This window comes from Pseudomonas frederiksbergensis (genome assembly GCF_001874645.1).
GTDB classification, from domain to species: Bacteria; Pseudomonadota; Gammaproteobacteria; order Pseudomonadales; family Pseudomonadaceae; genus Aquipseudomonas; species Aquipseudomonas frederiksbergensis_B.
Window position 1 is genome coordinate 4,920,738 of record NZ_CP017886.1, and the last position, 15,301, is coordinate 4,936,038.

13 protein-coding genes and 1 pseudogene are annotated in these 15,301 nt (G+C 59.8%); 4 read left to right on the top strand and 10 right to left on the bottom strand.

Features of this window, described 5'->3' with window-relative positions:
- Positions 1-76: 76 nt before the first annotated feature.
- Entirely contained in the window at positions 77-1,870 is a 1,794-nt protein-coding gene (locus tag BLL42_RS23595) for a type VI secretion system Vgr family protein (RefSeq protein ID WP_071554663.1), read from the bottom strand.
- A gap of 219 nt (positions 1,871-2,089) precedes the next feature.
- Between BLL42_RS23595 and BLL42_RS23600 the strand changes: the two genes are divergently transcribed.
- Positions 2,090-2,797: a YebC/PmpR family DNA-binding transcriptional regulator gene (locus BLL42_RS23600; protein ID WP_071554665.1), complete on the top strand. Its 708-nt coding sequence runs from the start codon at positions 2,090-2,092 to the stop codon at positions 2,795-2,797.
- A 64-nt stretch (positions 2,798-2,861) separates the two neighbouring features.
- On the opposite strand, the gene BLL42_RS23605 is transcribed toward BLL42_RS23600, so the two are convergent.
- From BLL42_RS23605 to BLL42_RS23625, 4 genes and pseudogenes are all read right to left on the bottom strand, one after another.
- Positions 2,862-4,175, bottom strand: coding sequence for a leucine-rich repeat-containing protein kinase family protein (locus tag BLL42_RS23605; protein ID WP_071555841.1), 1,314 nt, complete (start codon positions 4,173-4,175; stop codon positions 2,862-2,864).
- Between the two features lie 87 nt (positions 4,176-4,262).
- A pseudogene (gene zapE / locus BLL42_RS29315) lies at positions 4,263-4,692 on the bottom strand (AFG1/ZapE family ATPase); the annotation flags it as partial.
- A gap of 127 nt (positions 4,693-4,819) precedes the next feature.
- Complete coding sequence (locus BLL42_RS23620; RefSeq protein WP_071554671.1) at positions 4,820-5,572, bottom strand: anti-sigma factor family protein; 753 nt, start codon at positions 5,570-5,572, stop codon at positions 4,820-4,822.
- The gene (locus tag BLL42_RS23625; RefSeq protein WP_071554673.1) at positions 5,569-6,075 is read right to left on the bottom strand and encodes a sigma-70 family RNA polymerase sigma factor; all 507 of its coding nucleotides are present in this window, start codon (positions 6,073-6,075) and stop codon (positions 5,569-5,571) included. The genes BLL42_RS23620 and BLL42_RS23625 overlap by 4 nt, the downstream gene beginning before the upstream one ends.
- 158 nt (positions 6,076-6,233) lie before the next feature.
- Between BLL42_RS23625 and BLL42_RS23630 the strand changes: the two genes are divergently transcribed.
- Together BLL42_RS23630 and BLL42_RS23635 are read left to right on the top strand one after the other, a co-directional pair.
- Positions 6,234-7,325 (top strand): catalase family peroxidase, encoded by a 1,092-nt coding sequence (locus tag BLL42_RS23630; protein WP_071554674.1) that lies wholly within the window; start codon positions 6,234-6,236, stop codon positions 7,323-7,325.
- Complete coding sequence (locus BLL42_RS23635; protein ID WP_071554676.1) at positions 7,322-7,864, top strand: cytochrome b; 543 nt, start codon at positions 7,322-7,324, stop codon at positions 7,862-7,864. The genes BLL42_RS23630 and BLL42_RS23635 overlap by 4 nt, the downstream gene beginning before the upstream one ends.
- Positions 7,865-7,919: 55 nt before the next feature.
- Here BLL42_RS23635 and BLL42_RS23640 read toward each other — a convergent pair whose 3' ends face one another.
- Both BLL42_RS23640 and BLL42_RS23645 read right to left on the bottom strand, forming a co-directional pair.
- Positions 7,920-9,071, bottom strand: coding sequence for a M14 family metallopeptidase (locus BLL42_RS23640; RefSeq protein WP_071554678.1), 1,152 nt, complete (start codon positions 9,069-9,071; stop codon positions 7,920-7,922).
- Positions 9,072-9,592: 521 nt separating this feature from the next.
- On the bottom strand, positions 9,593-9,934 hold the full coding sequence (locus BLL42_RS23645) for a DUF6124 family protein (RefSeq protein WP_071554680.1): 342 nt from the start codon (positions 9,932-9,934) through the stop codon (positions 9,593-9,595).
- A gap of 129 nt (positions 9,935-10,063) precedes the next feature.
- On the opposite strand from BLL42_RS23645, the gene BLL42_RS23650 reads away from it, so the two are divergent.
- Positions 10,064-10,729, top strand: coding sequence for a LexA family protein (locus BLL42_RS23650; RefSeq protein WP_071554682.1), 666 nt, complete (start codon positions 10,064-10,066; stop codon positions 10,727-10,729).
- A gap of 185 nt (positions 10,730-10,914) precedes the next feature.
- Here BLL42_RS23650 and BLL42_RS23655 read toward each other — a convergent pair whose 3' ends face one another.
- From BLL42_RS23655 to BLL42_RS23665, 3 genes are read right to left on the bottom strand one after another with little or no spacing between them, the layout of a single operon-like run.
- Entirely contained in the window at positions 10,915-12,864 is a 1,950-nt protein-coding gene (locus BLL42_RS23655) for an acetyl/propionyl/methylcrotonyl-CoA carboxylase subunit alpha (protein WP_071554684.1), read from the bottom strand.
- On the bottom strand, positions 12,864-13,676 hold the full coding sequence (locus BLL42_RS23660) for a gamma-carboxygeranoyl-CoA hydratase (protein WP_071554685.1): 813 nt from the start codon (positions 13,674-13,676) through the stop codon (positions 12,864-12,866). The genes BLL42_RS23655 and BLL42_RS23660 overlap by 1 nt, the downstream gene beginning before the upstream one ends.
- 13 nt (positions 13,677-13,689) lie before the next feature.
- A complete protein-coding gene (locus tag BLL42_RS23665; RefSeq protein WP_071554687.1) occupies positions 13,690-15,297 on the bottom strand; it encodes a carboxyl transferase domain-containing protein in 1,608 nt (535 codons plus the stop codon).
- Between the last annotated feature and the right edge of the window lie 4 nt (positions 15,298-15,301).

Here is a 15,301-nt window from a genome sequence, read left to right on the forward strand (position 1 = left end):
TTTTGATTTTGCTTTTAAAAGCGAAGATCAAAAGATCGCAGCCTGCGGGGATGCGTGATCAACTCAGGAACAGACCTCAGGGAGTAGCGCCTGGACCGTTCACCAGCCAGTCGAATAGCAGAGAGGTTTCACGGGGCTGGCGGTGAGTGTTGGCGGGGTTGGCGCTGTCGATGAAGCTCAGGCGTTGCTCGCTGTTCCAGTGTTGCTGGAAATAATCGGCCAGCGCCACGCATTGCCCTGGATACAGCAGGCAGAGTTGTTCGGGGGTACGGGCGAACTCGCTGGCCAGGCGCTGTTTCTGTTCTATCGTCAGTGACAGGTTGCCCAGTGCCTGGCTTTTACCGGTCATCAGTACATCGTCACGGTTAAGGCTCCGCAGTTCCTTGAGCCCGGGGCGCGGCATGCGCACGATGTACCACGTGGTGCCGGCCAGGCGTTCGGTGGTGGCGGGAGGCCGTTCGAACAAATAGATCTCGCCGCTCCAGCCCGTCGGCGATGGCGCCTGTTCAGCGGTCACCATCGGCTGCGATTCGCCCGGTTGTACGCCAGCGAAACCCGTGCAAAGCACCGGCCGATCAGGATCACCATCAAGGAAACTCACGTGTACCTCGCTGCCGGCCAGTGGCAAGGTCGGGCGCCCCGTCCCGGCATGGGCAATTGGCAACCAGATGCCTGAGCAATCGTGCCCGTCGGATTGCGCTTCAGGCCACAGGCAGATGTTGATTCGCCCGTGTTCGTCGAGGTGCGGTGGCTTTCCTGCCGGGCCGAGGACCTGAGCCATCTGGTAACCACTGATACACGGTCTGGAATGTTTGTGGGCCGGTCTGAACGCGGTTGACCAAGGGATTGCCTTGAACTGATTGCGATAACCCGGTGCCTCGGGCAACACCGTGTCGGTGCCAGGCTGTTTACCCTGGTGCAGCACTTCGCTTAATAACCATTGATCGTTGAACGCCGGGACGGGATGCCCGGTGACTTGCAGCAGGCGGCCGCTGAGCAGTTCGGGCAGCGTACTGTGGCCCTGAACCAGACGATGCAGGCTGCGCAGACGCTCGAGTTCGCGGCGACCGAGCTGGTTACGACGGGCTTGCACCGGGTCGGTTCGGCCCGTTGGGTGCAGGCTGTCGAGGTAGGTCTGGTTGGCGCAGGCGTCAGGTGCGATGGTGGCGCGGTCAGCGCTGGCGTGCTGCGTAAAGGTGGTTTGCGGTCCTGTGGCCGGCCGGCTGTGGCATTGAAAGAGCTGGTTGATCCGTGGTTGTTCGGCATCCAGCGCGACGGGGTGAAAAGCGCTTTCGACCGGGCGCTGCGCAAAGCTGTCGCTGTCATCGGCGAACACCAGCACATGCCGGTCGTGTTGATGTTCAAAGTGATAGTGGATGCCTTCCTCTTCGCACAGTCGTTGCAGGAGGTTCAGATCGGTTTCGTCGTACTGGATACAAAAGGGGCGCGGCGGATATTCACCGTTCGATAACTCGAAGCGGTAGCTGTCGGGCGGCAGTCGATGCTCAGCCAGCAACTGGCGCAAGAGTTCGGGCACGCTCAGTTGCTGAAATACCCTTCGACAGCGCTGCTGTTCCAGCGTAAGCAGGCGGGGTGCCAGGTTCAGGCTGTAGCTGATCTGCTGCGCGCCGCGGTACTGCACACCGGCGCTGTGGATGATGCCGTGGATGCCGGTGGTGTGGCTCAGGGTGAGGAATGCAGGTTGATGCAACAGCCGATCCAGACTCATCGCGGGCTGCGGTCCGAGCATTTCGATGTCGAAACAATAGACCTGATTGAGGGCTTCGCGACCGCTGAACTGTCGGACCTGAAAACTCAAGGCGAGCTCGGTGAGCGTCAGGGTGAAGGGACTTTCCATGTCGTTGCGCATCAAACACTCTACTGCCATGAAGTACGGGGCACAGAGGTTACGAAACACTGGCGCTCAATAGTCACCGTAAACCTGCTTTTCAGAAAAGCCCTACAACAGGTTGTGAAGATGTCGGTCACTCACAACACTTTTTGGTCGATTGCCAACTTTTTGCCGTATAAACTTGCGCAAAGCGTCGGCCAATAGATGTCTCGGCGCCACAGATCAAGAGAGTGAGTAATGGGCGCACAGTGGAAGGTTAAACACAAAGAAGCGGCATCCAACGCCAAAGGCAAGATCTTCGGCAAACTGGTGAAGGAAATCACCATTGCTGCGCGTAACGGCGCCGATATCGCCACTAACGCACACCTGCGTCTGGTAGTTGAACAAGCGAAAAAGGCGTCGATGCCCCGCGAAACCCTGGAACGCGCGATCAAGAAAGGCTCCGGCCAGCTCGGCGAAACCGTGCAATACCATCGCGTGACCTACGAAGGCTTCGCCCCGCATCAGGTGCCGCTGATCGTTGAATGCGTGACCGACAACATCAACCGTACCGTGGCGGAAATCCGCGTGGCGTTCCGCAAGGGCCAATTGGGCGCTTCCGGTTCGGTCGCCTGGGACTTCAACCATGTCGGTATGATCGAGGCGTCCCCGGACAGCCCTGATGCCGACCCGGAAATGGCCGCCATCGAAGCCGGCGCGCAGGATTTCGAACCGGGTGAAGAAGAGGGCACGACCCTGTTCCTGACCGAACCTGCAGACCTGGACTCGGTGCAGAAAGCCCTGCCAGAGCAAGGTTTCACAGTGTTGTCGGCCAAACTGGGCTACCAGCCGAAGAACCCGGTCAGCGGCTTGACCGACGCGCAAATGGAAGAAGTCGAGGCCTTCCTTGAAGGCCTCGATAACCACGACGACGTGCAGGACATGTTTGTCGGGTTGGCAGGTTAAGTAGACGGTTACTTTCGCCTGACCGGCTGTCTTCGCGGGCATCATTGCGATGCCCGCGTTCGTTTCAGGCCGCGCGCAACGCGGTTTCGACTTCCTCAAAACCTGGGCGCGACAGCACATCCGGCTGACAGCAGCGGCTCTGCAAGTCCATCAAGCGCTCACGGCGCTCAGCACTCAAGCCTGAGTCGATGCGCTCCAGCAACTCACCTAACAGAATCCCGAAGGCCCGCACTTCGATGCGTTGCAGCGCGCGCGTCTCAAGCGTGTCTGAGGTGGCATGGAAGGACGCCGCGCCAAAGTCGCCCAACAGGCAATCGCCGTGTTCATTCCACAGTGTGTTGTGGCCATACAGGTCGCCGTGGGTGATGCCCTGCTGATGCAGGTGCGCGGCGGCCGAGGCAATGCCGCTGGCGATCCGCAGCGCCACCGCTGCACTGAAACGCGTGTCGTCTGCGTACACATCACGGCTGCAAGAGGCCAGGCTCGGCAACGCCGCCAGGTTGCGATAGCTCGGCTCGATCAACTGCATGACCAGGCCAGCCTGCGCCTGTGGATGCCCGACGATCCGCCCCTCGACCTTGATCAGGTTGGGATGAAGGCCGGCGGTGATGCAGGCATTCATTTCATGCAGCGGTGAGCCGTCGCTGGTCATGTGCCCCTTGTAGAGTTTCACCGCGACCTTGCGTTCAGGTTGCGACGGCTGCACCCACAACGCTTGGTGAATCACCCCGGAAGCGCCTTCGCCCAGTTGTTGCTGCAGGTGCAGCTGCGACCAGGGAATATTCGGCGTGGCTTCGAGCGCGGCGGCATCGGCCTCGGTTTCCAACGGGTTGCCGGCGTACGCCAGCCATGCCAGCCCCGGCAATGTCAGCAACCACTGCGGTAGTTCGGTCAAGCGGTTGGCGGCGATGCGGATCAGCTCCAGCTGATGGCACTGGCTCAAGCTTGCGGGCAGGCTTTGCAGGTGGTTGCCGGCCAGCATCAGTTTTTGCAGGTGGGGCCGTTCGCCCAACTCGCTCGGCAACTCGCTGATGCAGTTGTCAGTCAGGATCAGCCAGCGCAGCAGCGGCGGTAGCGCTGCAGCCGGGACGCGCTCAAGGCGATTGGCCTTGAAGCCGATCATCGTCAGTTGCGCACATTGACCGAGGCAGGCCGGCAGTTCGCGGAACTGATTGTCCGAGCAAAACAGCACGCGCAGATGAGTCAGGCGATGCAGGTCATCCGGCAAACTGCTCAAGGCATTGCCGCTGAGGTTGAGCACCTCCAGCGAGTCCGCCAGGTCGAAAATTTCCCGGGGAAACTCGGTCAGGCCGCACGACAGATCCAGACGTTTGAGCCCCGCAAGCGCGCCGGCCCGCAGTTGTGCAAGGGTATGCATGAACACATCCAACCAATGAGAAGAGTACGGCAAGTCGCCCACAAAAAACGCCGCCATGATAACGACAAAACCGCTGCACTGGACGCTTTATAGCGCTGGTCCGACGTCCACCAGTTGCCCCAGGCGACTGCGGGTACGCGCCAGGTCGATGGCGTCACCGCCCAAGTGTTCACGTAACGGTCGTTCGCCGAGCAGGATCAGTCGCTTGTCCTGGTCGTAGAGCACGTCGATCAGGTTGATGAAACGCTGTTGGGTCGCAATCGAGCAGTTCGCCAAATCTGGCAGTGCGTCGATGATCCAGATGTAGAAGCGTCGGCACAGTTCCAGGTAGTCCATCACGGCCTTGTGTGAATACCTGATGCGAATGGGTTCGCATCTGGCTGCGGTAATCGTGAGGGCCGCCGACTTCCATGACCTGCATACGCACATGGATCAGGTCGATGACCGGTTTGAAACGTGCGTGGTAGAGCGGGTTGGGCAACAAACCCTGAGGCGGGTAGTTGGACGTGACCAGCAGCTGTGGTTTGAGTCGTGAGCGGTTTGGCGGGATAGCGGCCAAGTGTTGTCCCCTCGTGGTCTTTTTGCCTGCTCACCCCGAGCGACGGCGACGCAATATTAACCAGACGGCGAATCCGCCGTAAGCCTTAAAATCTCAGCTCCTGCTTGAGCATCTGCGTTGCCGGATCCCGGGCTTCGCTGACCATCGCATAGTTGTACCCGGCCCCGGACCAGTATTCAGCCTGCAACTCGCCGTCGCTGCGACTGCCGCGTGGCAGCAGGTTGTTCTTGGGGCCCGGCGGACGAATGTAAAAACTGATCTTGCGGCCGCTCTGGTCCTCGTACATCACCATCGCTGCTGGGCCCTGTTCGGTGCTCAGTAACCGCCCGCTGACGGGTTTGAACCCCGAGTTGGCGAGGTTCGGCAAGCGATTGGCCCGGGAGAAATAACGGTCGAGCCAGCCTTGCATATCGCCGTCATCGGTGACCTTGTAATCGGCCGGCAGGATGCCTTGCTGGGCAAACATACGGTACGCCTGCATTGCGTCGGTCATCGGTGGTGTTGCGCCAACCATGGTCATTTCCCGCGCTTGCCAGCCGCTCAGGCCGCCAACACTGACCGCGATCAGCAACACGGCGGCACTGGCCAAATGACGGCGGGACTGACGTTTCAGGTGCTGGCGAATCACGCTGGGGTCGAGGTCCGGGTTGGGCGGTTGCTGCAAGGCGCCGCTCAAGGCGGCACGCAGTTGCTGGGCGTCCTGTTGCCAGGCCTGAACCTGCTCGGCAATGTGCGGATTGGCCGCCAGGTACGTTTCCACCAGGCGCCGGTCCACGTCGTTGAGTTGATGGTCGACGTAGGCGTGCAGGTCATTGACGCTTGGGGGCATGCTGATCATTTGAGTCTCCGCAAAGAGGGGCTGGTGATTTCGCCGTCGCTGAGCTGGCGCAAGGCCTGGCGGGCGCGGGACAGGCGAGACATCACGGTGCCGGTGGGGACGCCAAGAATCTCGGCGACCTTTTTGTAACTCAAGCCTTCCACCGAGACCCAGAGCAACAGCGCGCGTTGCTCGGTGGTCAGCTTATCGAAGGCTTGCAGCGTCGATTGAGCCAATACCGTGCGCTCGACCGAGGGCTGTGCGTCGTCGCGACCGGTGAAGAACCCGAGCATTCGCGCATAGCGCCTTGAGCGTCGATGGGCGTCGAGAAACTGCCGATACAGAATCGAAAACAGCCAGGCGCGCAAATCGCCTTCAGGGCGTTTATCGCCCCAACCCGACAGCGCCCGCTCAAGACACGACTGCACCAGATCGTCAGCGCTGCTGGGGTTGCGCGTCAGCGACACGGCAAAACGCCGCAGTCTGGGGATGAGGTCACGTAACGGTTCGTCGAGATCGTTCATGGAATGCTGGCTAGTCACTACGCTTGGGACTAGGAAGACGCCCGGCATTGGAGGTTATTCCAGCGTTCGGAAAATAAATACCGGGCGATGGAATAAACCTCCATGGGCTTCGTCTGATTGATCCTTCCCTTCGGTGGCCCACGGGCCTGGAGATTTTCATGGTTGATCATTCACCACCGCCACGGCCCGACAAAGTTCCCCTGAGCAGCGCAAGCCTGGCCTTGCGTCTGGCCGGTATTGGCGCGGTAGTCGCTGCACTGGCCGGGGCCTTTGCCTACGTCAATGGCACGTTTGACCCGCAGCGTCTGACACCCAAAGCGCTGGTCGACGTGTTGGAGAAAAACAACGGCGTACACCCGGAGTTTCGGCGCAATCACGCCAAAGGCGTGTGCGTGGTCGGGTATTTCGAAAGCACCAGCGAGGCGCGCCCGTATTCAACCGCCGAGGTCTTCAGCGCGGCACGAACGCCGGTCGTCGGGCGTTTTGCGTTGCCCAGTGGCAACCCCTATGCGCCGGACAGCAGCGTACCGATTCGCAGCCTGGCGTTGCGCTTCAAACAGGCCAACGGTCAGCAATGGCGCACGGGGATGAACAGCATGCCGGTGTTCCCGGTGGGCACTCCTGAAGCGTTCTATCAGTTGCAACACGCTCAGACACCCGATCCGGCTACCGGCAAACCCAATCCTGCGAGCGTGCCGGCATTTTTTGCCGCCCATCCGGAGACCACGCCTTTCCTGCAATGGGTCAAGACCGCCAGGCCGTCGGCCAGTTACGTGACCGAGACTTACAACAGCATCAATGCTTTTTATCTGGTCAACGCCACGGGCCAGCGTCAGGCGGTGCGCTGGAACGTGGTCCCGGTGGCGCAAGATGAGGCCGGTGCCAGTGCCCCTGAAGGTGCGGACTTCCTCGAAAAGGATCTGGTCCAGCGCTTGAAGTCCGGACCGTTGCGTTGGCAACTGAGTATCACGTTGGCCACTGCTGCTGACCCAACCAACGACGCCAGCAAGGCCTGGCTTGGTGAGCGCAAGGTCTTGAATGCCGGGACTCTGGTGTTGGAAAGCACTCAGGCGCAAAACGATGGCGAATGCCGCGATATCAATTACGACCCGCTGGTATTGCCGAGCGGTATCGAGGGTTCCGATGACCCGTTGCTGGCCGCACGTTCGGCGGCTTATGCCAGTTCTTACCTGCGTCGAACCAGTGAAATCGGCCAGTTGCCCACCGCCAAACAGGAGTCGCCACAATGAGCGCGCACCCTCATCATTTCGCTCCACTGGCGCGGCTGCTGCATTGGCTGATGGCAGTGATGATCATCGCCATGTTGTTTATCGGTGCCGGTATGGTCGCATCAGTATCTGAGCGCCATGAATGGCTGATCCATCTGCACAAGCCATTGGGAATTGCGATTTTGTTGTTGGTGATCGTGCGGCTGTTCGTGCGCTTCTCGACTCACCAACCGCCGCTGCCGACAGACTTGCCGGGCTGGCAAGCTCTGGCGGCCAAGGCGTCGCATGTGCTGCTTTACGCGTTGATGCTGATCTTGCCGTTGTTGGGCTGGGCGATGATTTCGGCAGCAGGGGACCCGGTGATGCTCGGCAGTTCGTGGCAGTTACCCTCGGTTGTGCCGGCGAATGCGCTGCTGTTTGCGTTCCTGCGCACGGCCCACGGTTATCTGGCGTACGTGCTGTTTTTGACCGTTCTGTTGCACCTGGGGGCGGCGCTGTTCCATGGCTGGGTGCGTCGTGATGGGGTGTTGCAAAGCATGCTGTACGGCAAGGATCACTGATCGGCCGTTAGCGACATGGCTGCACGCCGTATGGGCATGCAGCCATTGAGAGGCATCAGCGCAGGGTGCCGGCCATCTCTGCCACCGTCGACAACACATCCTTGGCCAATTGCATCGAGCGCTTGCCCGACCAGCCGGTGAGCGCATTCGGTGCGTCGTTGTTGTCCTTGAACGGCATTTCAAGGGTCAGTGACAGGCAATCGAATTTCTGGCCGACGCTGTTGCAGGCCAGGGTCATGTTGGCCTTGCCCGGCAGGTCGTGGGTGTAGCCGTGGGTGGTCTGGAAGTCACGGGTCAGGTGTTTCAGATGACTGCGAAAGTGCTCTTCGAGCTTTGCGATTCGCGGGGTGTAGCCCGGGTTGCCTTCGCAGCCAGCAGTGAACACGTAGGGGATTTCTTCATCGCCGTGGATATCAAGGAACAGGTCGACACCGTATTTCTCCATTTGCTGTTGAACGAAGAGTACTTCCGGGCTGGTGTCCTGGCTCGCGCTCTGCCAGGCGCGGTTGAGGTCCTTGCCCATGGCGTTGGTACGCAAGTGACCATGGAAGGCGCCGTCCGGGTTCATGTTTGGCACCAGGTACAAATCGGCACTGGCCAGCAGTTTGTTCAACTCTGGATCATTGTGTTGTTGCAGGCGCTCGATGACACCTTCCATGAACCACTCGGCCATGTGTTCGCCGGGATGCTGCTGGGCGATGATCCAGACCTTGCGCTGACCTTCGGCGCCGCTGCCTTTGCGCAACAATTGAATATCACGACCTTCGACACTTTTGCCGGTGGCCAGCAGTTCGGTGCCAGCCTTGCTCAGCGCTTGCTCGATCAGCCAATCGTGGCGTCCGCGACTGTAGGGTTCAAAGTAGGCGAACCAGGCGTGAGTCTCGGTGGCTTCGAGGCTGAAGCGCAGGCAGTCGCCTTCAAAGATCGTCGGCACACGGAACCAGTTGACGTGGTCATACGAGGCCACTGCCTGGTAACCGTCCCATGCCTTGTTATAGGAGGATTTACTGGCGTTGTTCAGTCGAAACCAATGTTCCTGGCCGACGTGCAGACCACTGGCCTTGAAGTGAAACCACTGGAAATGCTGACTGCGGGTGTCGGGTTTGATGGCCAGCAAGGCCTGCAACGGATTGCTGAGGTCCAGCACCTCGATGTTGCCGCTGTCGAAGTTGGCAGTGATATCAAAGGAGCGGTGAGCCACGGTCATAATCTGTTCCTGAGTATGATTTTTATGGCTGCTACTTTACACGCAAGGGGGTGAAAACCGAGGGCAATTTACGGGGGGATAAACGGTGGGGGCGTCGTCCTTGACGCAGCAGGAGCTTAGTGTTTATGCGATTGATTCTCAAGTGCTATTTTTTGCTGCCTCAAGCCCGTGCTTGAGCGGTCTGTTGCAAAAAGATGCTCTTTTGATATCATCCGCGGCATCGAATTCAGCAGCACCAGTCTTCATTAGCCTGAAGCCATAGCCAGAATAACTGGCAAAAAAAGACCCGGCGAAAAGCCGGGTCAAAAACCGTGATTAGCCTGATGAGGAGATATTCCAGGAGTCCGACCTAAGGCCTCTTGGTCTATCGACTGATCTCGCGATCAGCTGCTTGCAATAATAATCATTATCATTCGCAAGTCAAATGTTTTCACCTGCCTTATTGGAAAATTTTTTCCTGTGGCTTCCCCAGCGTCTGCGGCTTGACTCAAATCGCAGCGTTTTCTAATCGTTTTCTCTGTTCAGTCTTTCTGGTCACCGTCCAGGGATCTGTCCACCATGGCCTTGGCCATGTCAATCATGTGTACCACTGAAAATGCCAGATCGCGGCTTGCGCCATGCAGGTTGTCTGCCGACTCATAAGCAGTCGCTGCTGCACAGCGCAGCAAGTCCGATGCATGGACCAGAGCTTCTTCGCTGCTGATGTTACGGTTTACATCGAAGAATCGTTCCGCGACTTCGAATTCTGAAACAGTTGGTTTCAAGTAATAGTCCAGGGCGCGTTGGGCTGCTGCACAGCCCTTGAGCGAGGTGAAGTCCGCGTCGATTTCTTGTTCGGCCGTGTCTTTGCGGGTGATATCCATGGTGGGTAATGCTCCGTGGGTGGGGCGATTGAGTAATCCGAATACTAGTACAATATGTATTCATGACTGGAAATTAAATACTACAATGTGTGTGTTGAGGGTCCGACTACGCGAAGTATTGTTCCGCCCATGGATAAATGGATTGAATTGGTCAAGGCCAAGATGAGTGAACTCAAAATCACTCAGGAAAAGCTCGCAGAGCGTCTCGCAATGTCTCAGGGCGGTGTCGGCCATTGGCTGAACAAGCGTCGCCAGCCCAGCCTCGAGGATATGAATCGGGTGCTTCGGGAGTTGGGGCTGGGGTTTCTCGAAGTCGCCTTGGTGATCAGAGAGCCGGAGCGTGCGAAAGACGAGGCGCAAGAGGGCGATTACGACGTGCCGCTGGCGCAAAAGTACAACCCGTACTTCCGCTACCCGGTCAGTGACTGGCGTGGTATCAGTGAGGTGCGCGAGGTTGCAGCGACTGTTTATGCCAAAGGTCGCTACGAATTATCGGATTATCACGCGCAAGGTCCGGCGTTCTGGCTGGTCGTGGTCGGTGATGCGATGACCGCACCGAGCGGCATCAGTATCGCGCAAGACATGCTGATTCTGGTCGACCCGGCGGTTGAAGCCGTTCCCGGCAAACTGGTGATCGCGCAGTGGTCAGACAGCGCCGAAGCGACGTTCCGCAAGTTGATCGAAGAGGGTGGTCAGCGATATCTCGTGCCGCTGAATCCGACTTACCCGAAAGCCCTGTTTACCGACGAGTGCCGAATTATTGGTGTCGTAGTGCAGGCAACTGCCAAGTTCTAGGCTCTGTACGAAAACTGCCTGCGCGTCGCCCAGGCTGCGTTAAAAACAGGCTCGGAATGCTCATTTAGGGGCCTAAACTCCGCTTCCTCGCCTGTTTTTGCCTTGCCTGATCGCCGCTCGGCGAGTTTTCGTACAGACCCAAGTCAGACAGGTCCTACGGCGTAGGGCCTGTCATCAGACCGCGATTATTCCAGCTCCACCAGCGCGCTGCCTTCGTTGACCATCTCGCCTTCCTGGCAATACAAGGCCTTTACCACACCTGCATGGGGCGCACGAATGCTGTGCTCCATTTTCATGGCTTCCAGGACCACCAGTTGCGCACCCGCTTCGACCGTTTGCCCCGGCTCCACCAATACACGGACGATGCTGCCATTCATTGGCGCGGTCAGGCCGCCCTGATGACTATGGCTGGCTTCGACAGCGGCGATAGGGTCGTAAGGTTTGATGCAGCGCAGCTCACCTTCCCATTGCAGGTAGAGGTTTTCGCCATGACGGATGGCGCGATGCTGACGGCGCAAGCCGTGATGTTCGACCAGCAATTGCTCACCGTTGAGCTCGGCGTTGCGGGTGTCGGCCGGCGCCAGGGTGATTGCTCGGTCCTGGTCTTCGCAGCTTAAGTGCAGTGTGGTTTCTGCCGGCAACCCGGCACGGAAACCGTTGCCAACGGCCCATGGCGAATTCGGGTCATCAGTGCGTACGTGGTGTGCCTGGCTTTGCGCAAAGGCTTGAGCGGCGGCTTGCCAGAATTCATCGCTGAGTTCGTTTGGTGCTGGCAGTAATTGTTCCTGATAGCGTGGGATGAATCCGGTATCCAGCTCGGCCGCAGCGAAGGCCGGGTGACCGACGATTCGGCGCAGAAAGCTGATGTTGGTCTTCAGCCCGCCAATGGCGAACTCATCGAGCATGCTCAGCAGCCGCAGGCGTGCCTGCTCACGGTCCTCGCCCCAGGCAATGAGCTTGCCAAGCATCGGATCGTAGAACGGCGAAATGCTGTCGCCTTCCTCGACACCGCTGTCGACGCGCCGGCCCGGGCCTGCGGCCGACTCGCGGTACAGCGCCAGGTGACCGGTGGCCGGCAAGAAGTCATTGCTCGGGTCTTCGGCATACAAACGTACTTCAATCGCATGGCCGATCAACGGCACCTGTGCCTGAGTCATTGGCAGCGGCTCGCCTTGGGCGACGCGAATCTGCCAGGCCACCAGGTCAAGGCCGGTGATGGCTTCCGTAACCGGGTGCTCGACCTGCAGACGGGTGTTCATCTCCATGAAGAAGAACTCACCGCGCGAATCCAGCAGAAATTCCACAGTGCCTGCGCCGACGTAGCCGATTGCCTGCGCCGCACGGACTGCCGCGTCGCCCATGGCTTTGCGCAGTTCCGCGCTCAGACCGGGGGCTGGAGCTTCTTCGACGACTTTCTGGTGACGACGTTGAATCGAGCAATCACGTTCGTTGAGGTACAGGCAATTGCCATGCTGATCAGCGAAGACCTGGATTTCCACATGGCGCGGTTTGAGCAGGTACTTCTCCACCAGCATCCGCGAGTCGCCGAACGAAGACTGGGCTTCACGCTGGGCCGAGGCCAGGGCTTCGGCCAACTGGCTGACGTCCTCGACCACTTTCATGCCTTTGCCGCCGCCGCCGGCAGTCGCCTTGAGCAGCACCGGATAGCCGATGCGCTCGGCGGCCTCGCGGAAGGTTTCCAGGTCCTGAGCTTCGCCGTGATAGCCCGGTACCAGCGGTACCCCGGCGGTTTCCATCAAGGCTTTGGCGGCGGATTTGCTGCCCATGGCGTCGATGGCCGAAGCGGGTGGGCCGAGGAAAATCAACCCGGCGGCTTCAATCGCGCGGGCGAAGCCGGCGTTCTCCGAGAGGAAGCCATAACCCGGGTGAATCGCCTGCGCGCCGCTGGCCTTGGCGGCAGCGAGCAGTTTGTCGATTTGCAGGTAGCTGTCAGCGGCTTTGCTGCCCCCCAGATCGACGCGAATGTCCGCCTCGCGACTGTGCCGTGCATCGCGATCAGTGGCACTGTGCACGGCCACGGTAGTCAGGCCCAAGGCCTTGGCGGTGCGCATCACTCGGCAGGCGATTTCGCCACGGTTGGCCACCAGCACGGTGGTGAGAACAGGGGCGCTCATCAACGCGGCTCCTTGGTGGTTTCGGGTTGCCAGTTCGGCGGACGTTTTTGCAGGAACGCCCGCAAACCTTCCTGACCTTCAGGGCTGACGCGGATGCGAGCGATCGCGTTTTCGCAGTAGCGGCGCAACGCCGGGTTCAGTGCACCGTTGCCGACTTCGCGCAGCAGTTCCTTGCTTGAACGCATGGCGTGCGGGCTGTTGAGCAACAGATTGTTGGTCCATTGTTCGACCTGCGACTCCAGTTCGCTGGCCGGATAGCTTTCGCTGAGCAGGCCGATGTCTTGAGCGCGTTGGCCGCTGAAACGTTCAGCGGTCAGCGCATAACGGCGTGCGGCCCGTTCGCCGATGGCTTGCACCACGAACGGGCTGATCACCGCGGGTGCCAGGCCGATGCGCACTTCCGACAGACAGAATTGCGCGTCATCGGCACCAATCGCCATGTCGCAGCAACTGATCAAGCCCAATGCGCCGCCATAGGCCGCACCCTGGACTACCGCCAACGTCGGGAGTTTCAGCTTGGCCAGGTTGTACATCAACTCAGCCAGCTCGCGGGCATCGTCAAGGTTGGTGTGGTAATCGAGTTCGGCCGATTGCTGCATCCAGGCCAGGTCAGCGCCGGCGCTGAAATGCTTGCCACGTCCGCGCACCAGCAGAAAACGCAGGCTCGGGTTGCTCTGGACCTTGTCCAGCGCGAGGATCAATTCGCGGATCATTTCAGCGTTGAAGGCGTTGTTTTTCGCCTCGCGACTCAACCACAGCGTGGCGAAACCACGCGGGTCGGTCAGCAGTTCCAGGGTATTGAAGTCGCTCATGGTTTTCTCCAGATCACATCCGGAACACGCCGAAGCGGCTCGGTTCAATAGGTGCATTCAGCGATGCAGACAAGGCCAGGGCCAGCACGTCGCGGGTTTGCGCCGGGTCAATGACGCCGTCGTCCCACAACCGGGCGCTGGAGTAGTAGGGGTGGCCCTGTTCTTCATACTGATCGAGGATCGGTTGCTTGATCTGGGCTTCTTGAGCGTCAGAGAAAGGATGACCGCTGCGTTCAGCCTGTTCGCGCTTGACCTGTACCAGCACGCCCGCGGCTTGCTCGGCACCCATCACGCCGATTCGCGCGTTCGGCCACATCCACAGGAACCGCGGATCGTAAGCCCGTCCGCACATGCCATAGTTGCCTGCGCCGAAGCTGCCGCCGATGATCACGGTGAATTTCGGCACCTTGGCGCAGGCCACGGCGGTGACCAGTTTTGCGCCGTGCTTGGCAATGCCGCCGGCCTCGTATTTCTGACCGACCATGAACCCGGTGATATTTTGCAGGAATAGCAATGGAATCCCGCGCTGGCAGGCCAGTTCAATGAAATGCGCGCCTTTCTGCGCGGCTTCAGCGAAGAGGATGCCGTTGTTGGCGAGAATCGCGATCGGGTAGCCGTGCAGGTGTGCGAAACCACAGACCAGCGTCGTACCAAACAGGGCTTTGAACTCATCGAACACCGAACCGTCGACCAGGCGCGCGATGACTTCACGCACATCGAACGGCTGCTTGGCATCGGCCGGCACGACGCCGTACAGCTCATCGCTGGCGAACAGCGGGGCGATCGGCGGGCGTTGCTGCAACTCGCCGAGTTTGCGCCAGTTGAGATTGGCAACGCTGCGCCGGGCCAGCGCCAGCGCGTGTTCGTCGCTGTCGGCATAGTGGTCGGCCACGCCGGAAATCTTGCAGTGCACATCGGCACCGCCAAGGTCTTCGGCGCTGACCACTTCACCGGTCGCAGCTTTCACCAGCGGCGGGCCGGCAAGGAAAATTGTCGCCTGCTGACGGACCATGATCGCTTCATCGGCCATGGCCGGCACATAAGCGCCACCGGCGGTGCAGGAGCCCATGACCACGGCGATCTGCGGGATGCCCATGGCGCTCATGTTGGCCTGGTTGTAGAAGATTCGACCGAAGTGTTCACGGTCTGGAAACACTTCATCCTGACGCGGCAGGTTGGCGCCGCCGGAGTCCACCAGGTAGATGCATGGCAGGCGATTCTGTTGGGCGATCGTCTGCGCGCGCAGGTGTTTTTTCACCGTCAGCGGGTAGTACGAACCGCCTTTCACCGTCGCGTCGTTGGCGACGATCATGCATTCGACGCCTTCGACCCGGCCGATGCCCGCGATCACCCCGGCTGCCGGCACGTCTTCGCCATAGACTGCGTAAGCCGCCAGTTGGCTGATTTCCAAAAAGGGTGAGCCTGGGTCGAGCAGGCGATTGATCCGCTCACGGGGCAGCAGTTTGCCGCGTGAGGTATGCCGTTCCTGAGCTTTGGCGCCGCCACCTTGCTGGACTTGGGCGAGCAGGGTGTGCAGGGCGTCGACCTGGGCAAGCATCGCCGCGCTGTTGCTGGCGAACTCCGCCGAACGGGGGTTGAGCTGGGTATGCAGGATTGCCATGGAC

Excerpts from the sequence above, each read along its gene's own strand:
- BLL42_RS23595 (WP_071554663.1), bottom strand. The coding sequence starts at position 1,870 with ATGCGCAACGACATGGAAAGTCCCTTCACCCTGACGCTCACCGAGCTC.
- BLL42_RS23600 (WP_071554665.1), top strand. The coding sequence starts at position 2,090 with ATGGGCGCACAGTGGAAGGTTAAACACAAAGAAGCGGCATCCAACGCC.
- BLL42_RS23605 (WP_071555841.1), bottom strand. The coding sequence starts at position 4,175 with ATGCATACCCTTGCACAACTGCGGGCCGGCGCGCTTGCGGGGCTCAAA.
- BLL42_RS23620 (WP_071554671.1), bottom strand. The coding sequence starts at position 5,572 with ATGATCAGCATGCCCCCAAGCGTCAATGACCTGCACGCCTACGTCGAC.
- BLL42_RS23625 (WP_071554673.1), bottom strand. The coding sequence starts at position 6,075 with ATGAACGATCTCGACGAACCGTTACGTGACCTCATCCCCAGACTGCGG.
- BLL42_RS23630 (WP_071554674.1), top strand. The coding sequence starts at position 6,234 with ATGGTTGATCATTCACCACCGCCACGGCCCGACAAAGTTCCCCTGAGC.
- BLL42_RS23635 (WP_071554676.1), top strand. The coding sequence starts at position 7,322 with ATGAGCGCGCACCCTCATCATTTCGCTCCACTGGCGCGGCTGCTGCAT.
- BLL42_RS23640 (WP_071554678.1), bottom strand. The coding sequence starts at position 9,071 with ATGACCGTGGCTCACCGCTCCTTTGATATCACTGCCAACTTCGACAGC.
- BLL42_RS23645 (WP_071554680.1), bottom strand. The coding sequence starts at position 9,934 with ATGGATATCACCCGCAAAGACACGGCCGAACAAGAAATCGACGCGGAC.
- BLL42_RS23650 (WP_071554682.1), top strand. The coding sequence starts at position 10,064 with ATGGATAAATGGATTGAATTGGTCAAGGCCAAGATGAGTGAACTCAAA.
- BLL42_RS23655 (WP_071554684.1), bottom strand. The coding sequence starts at position 12,864 with ATGAGCGCCCCTGTTCTCACCACCGTGCTGGTGGCCAACCGTGGCGAA.
- BLL42_RS23660 (WP_071554685.1), bottom strand. The coding sequence starts at position 13,676 with ATGAGCGACTTCAATACCCTGGAACTGCTGACCGACCCGCGTGGTTTC.
- BLL42_RS23665 (WP_071554687.1), bottom strand. The coding sequence starts at position 15,297 with ATGGCAATCCTGCATACCCAGCTCAACCCCCGTTCGGCGGAGTTCGCC.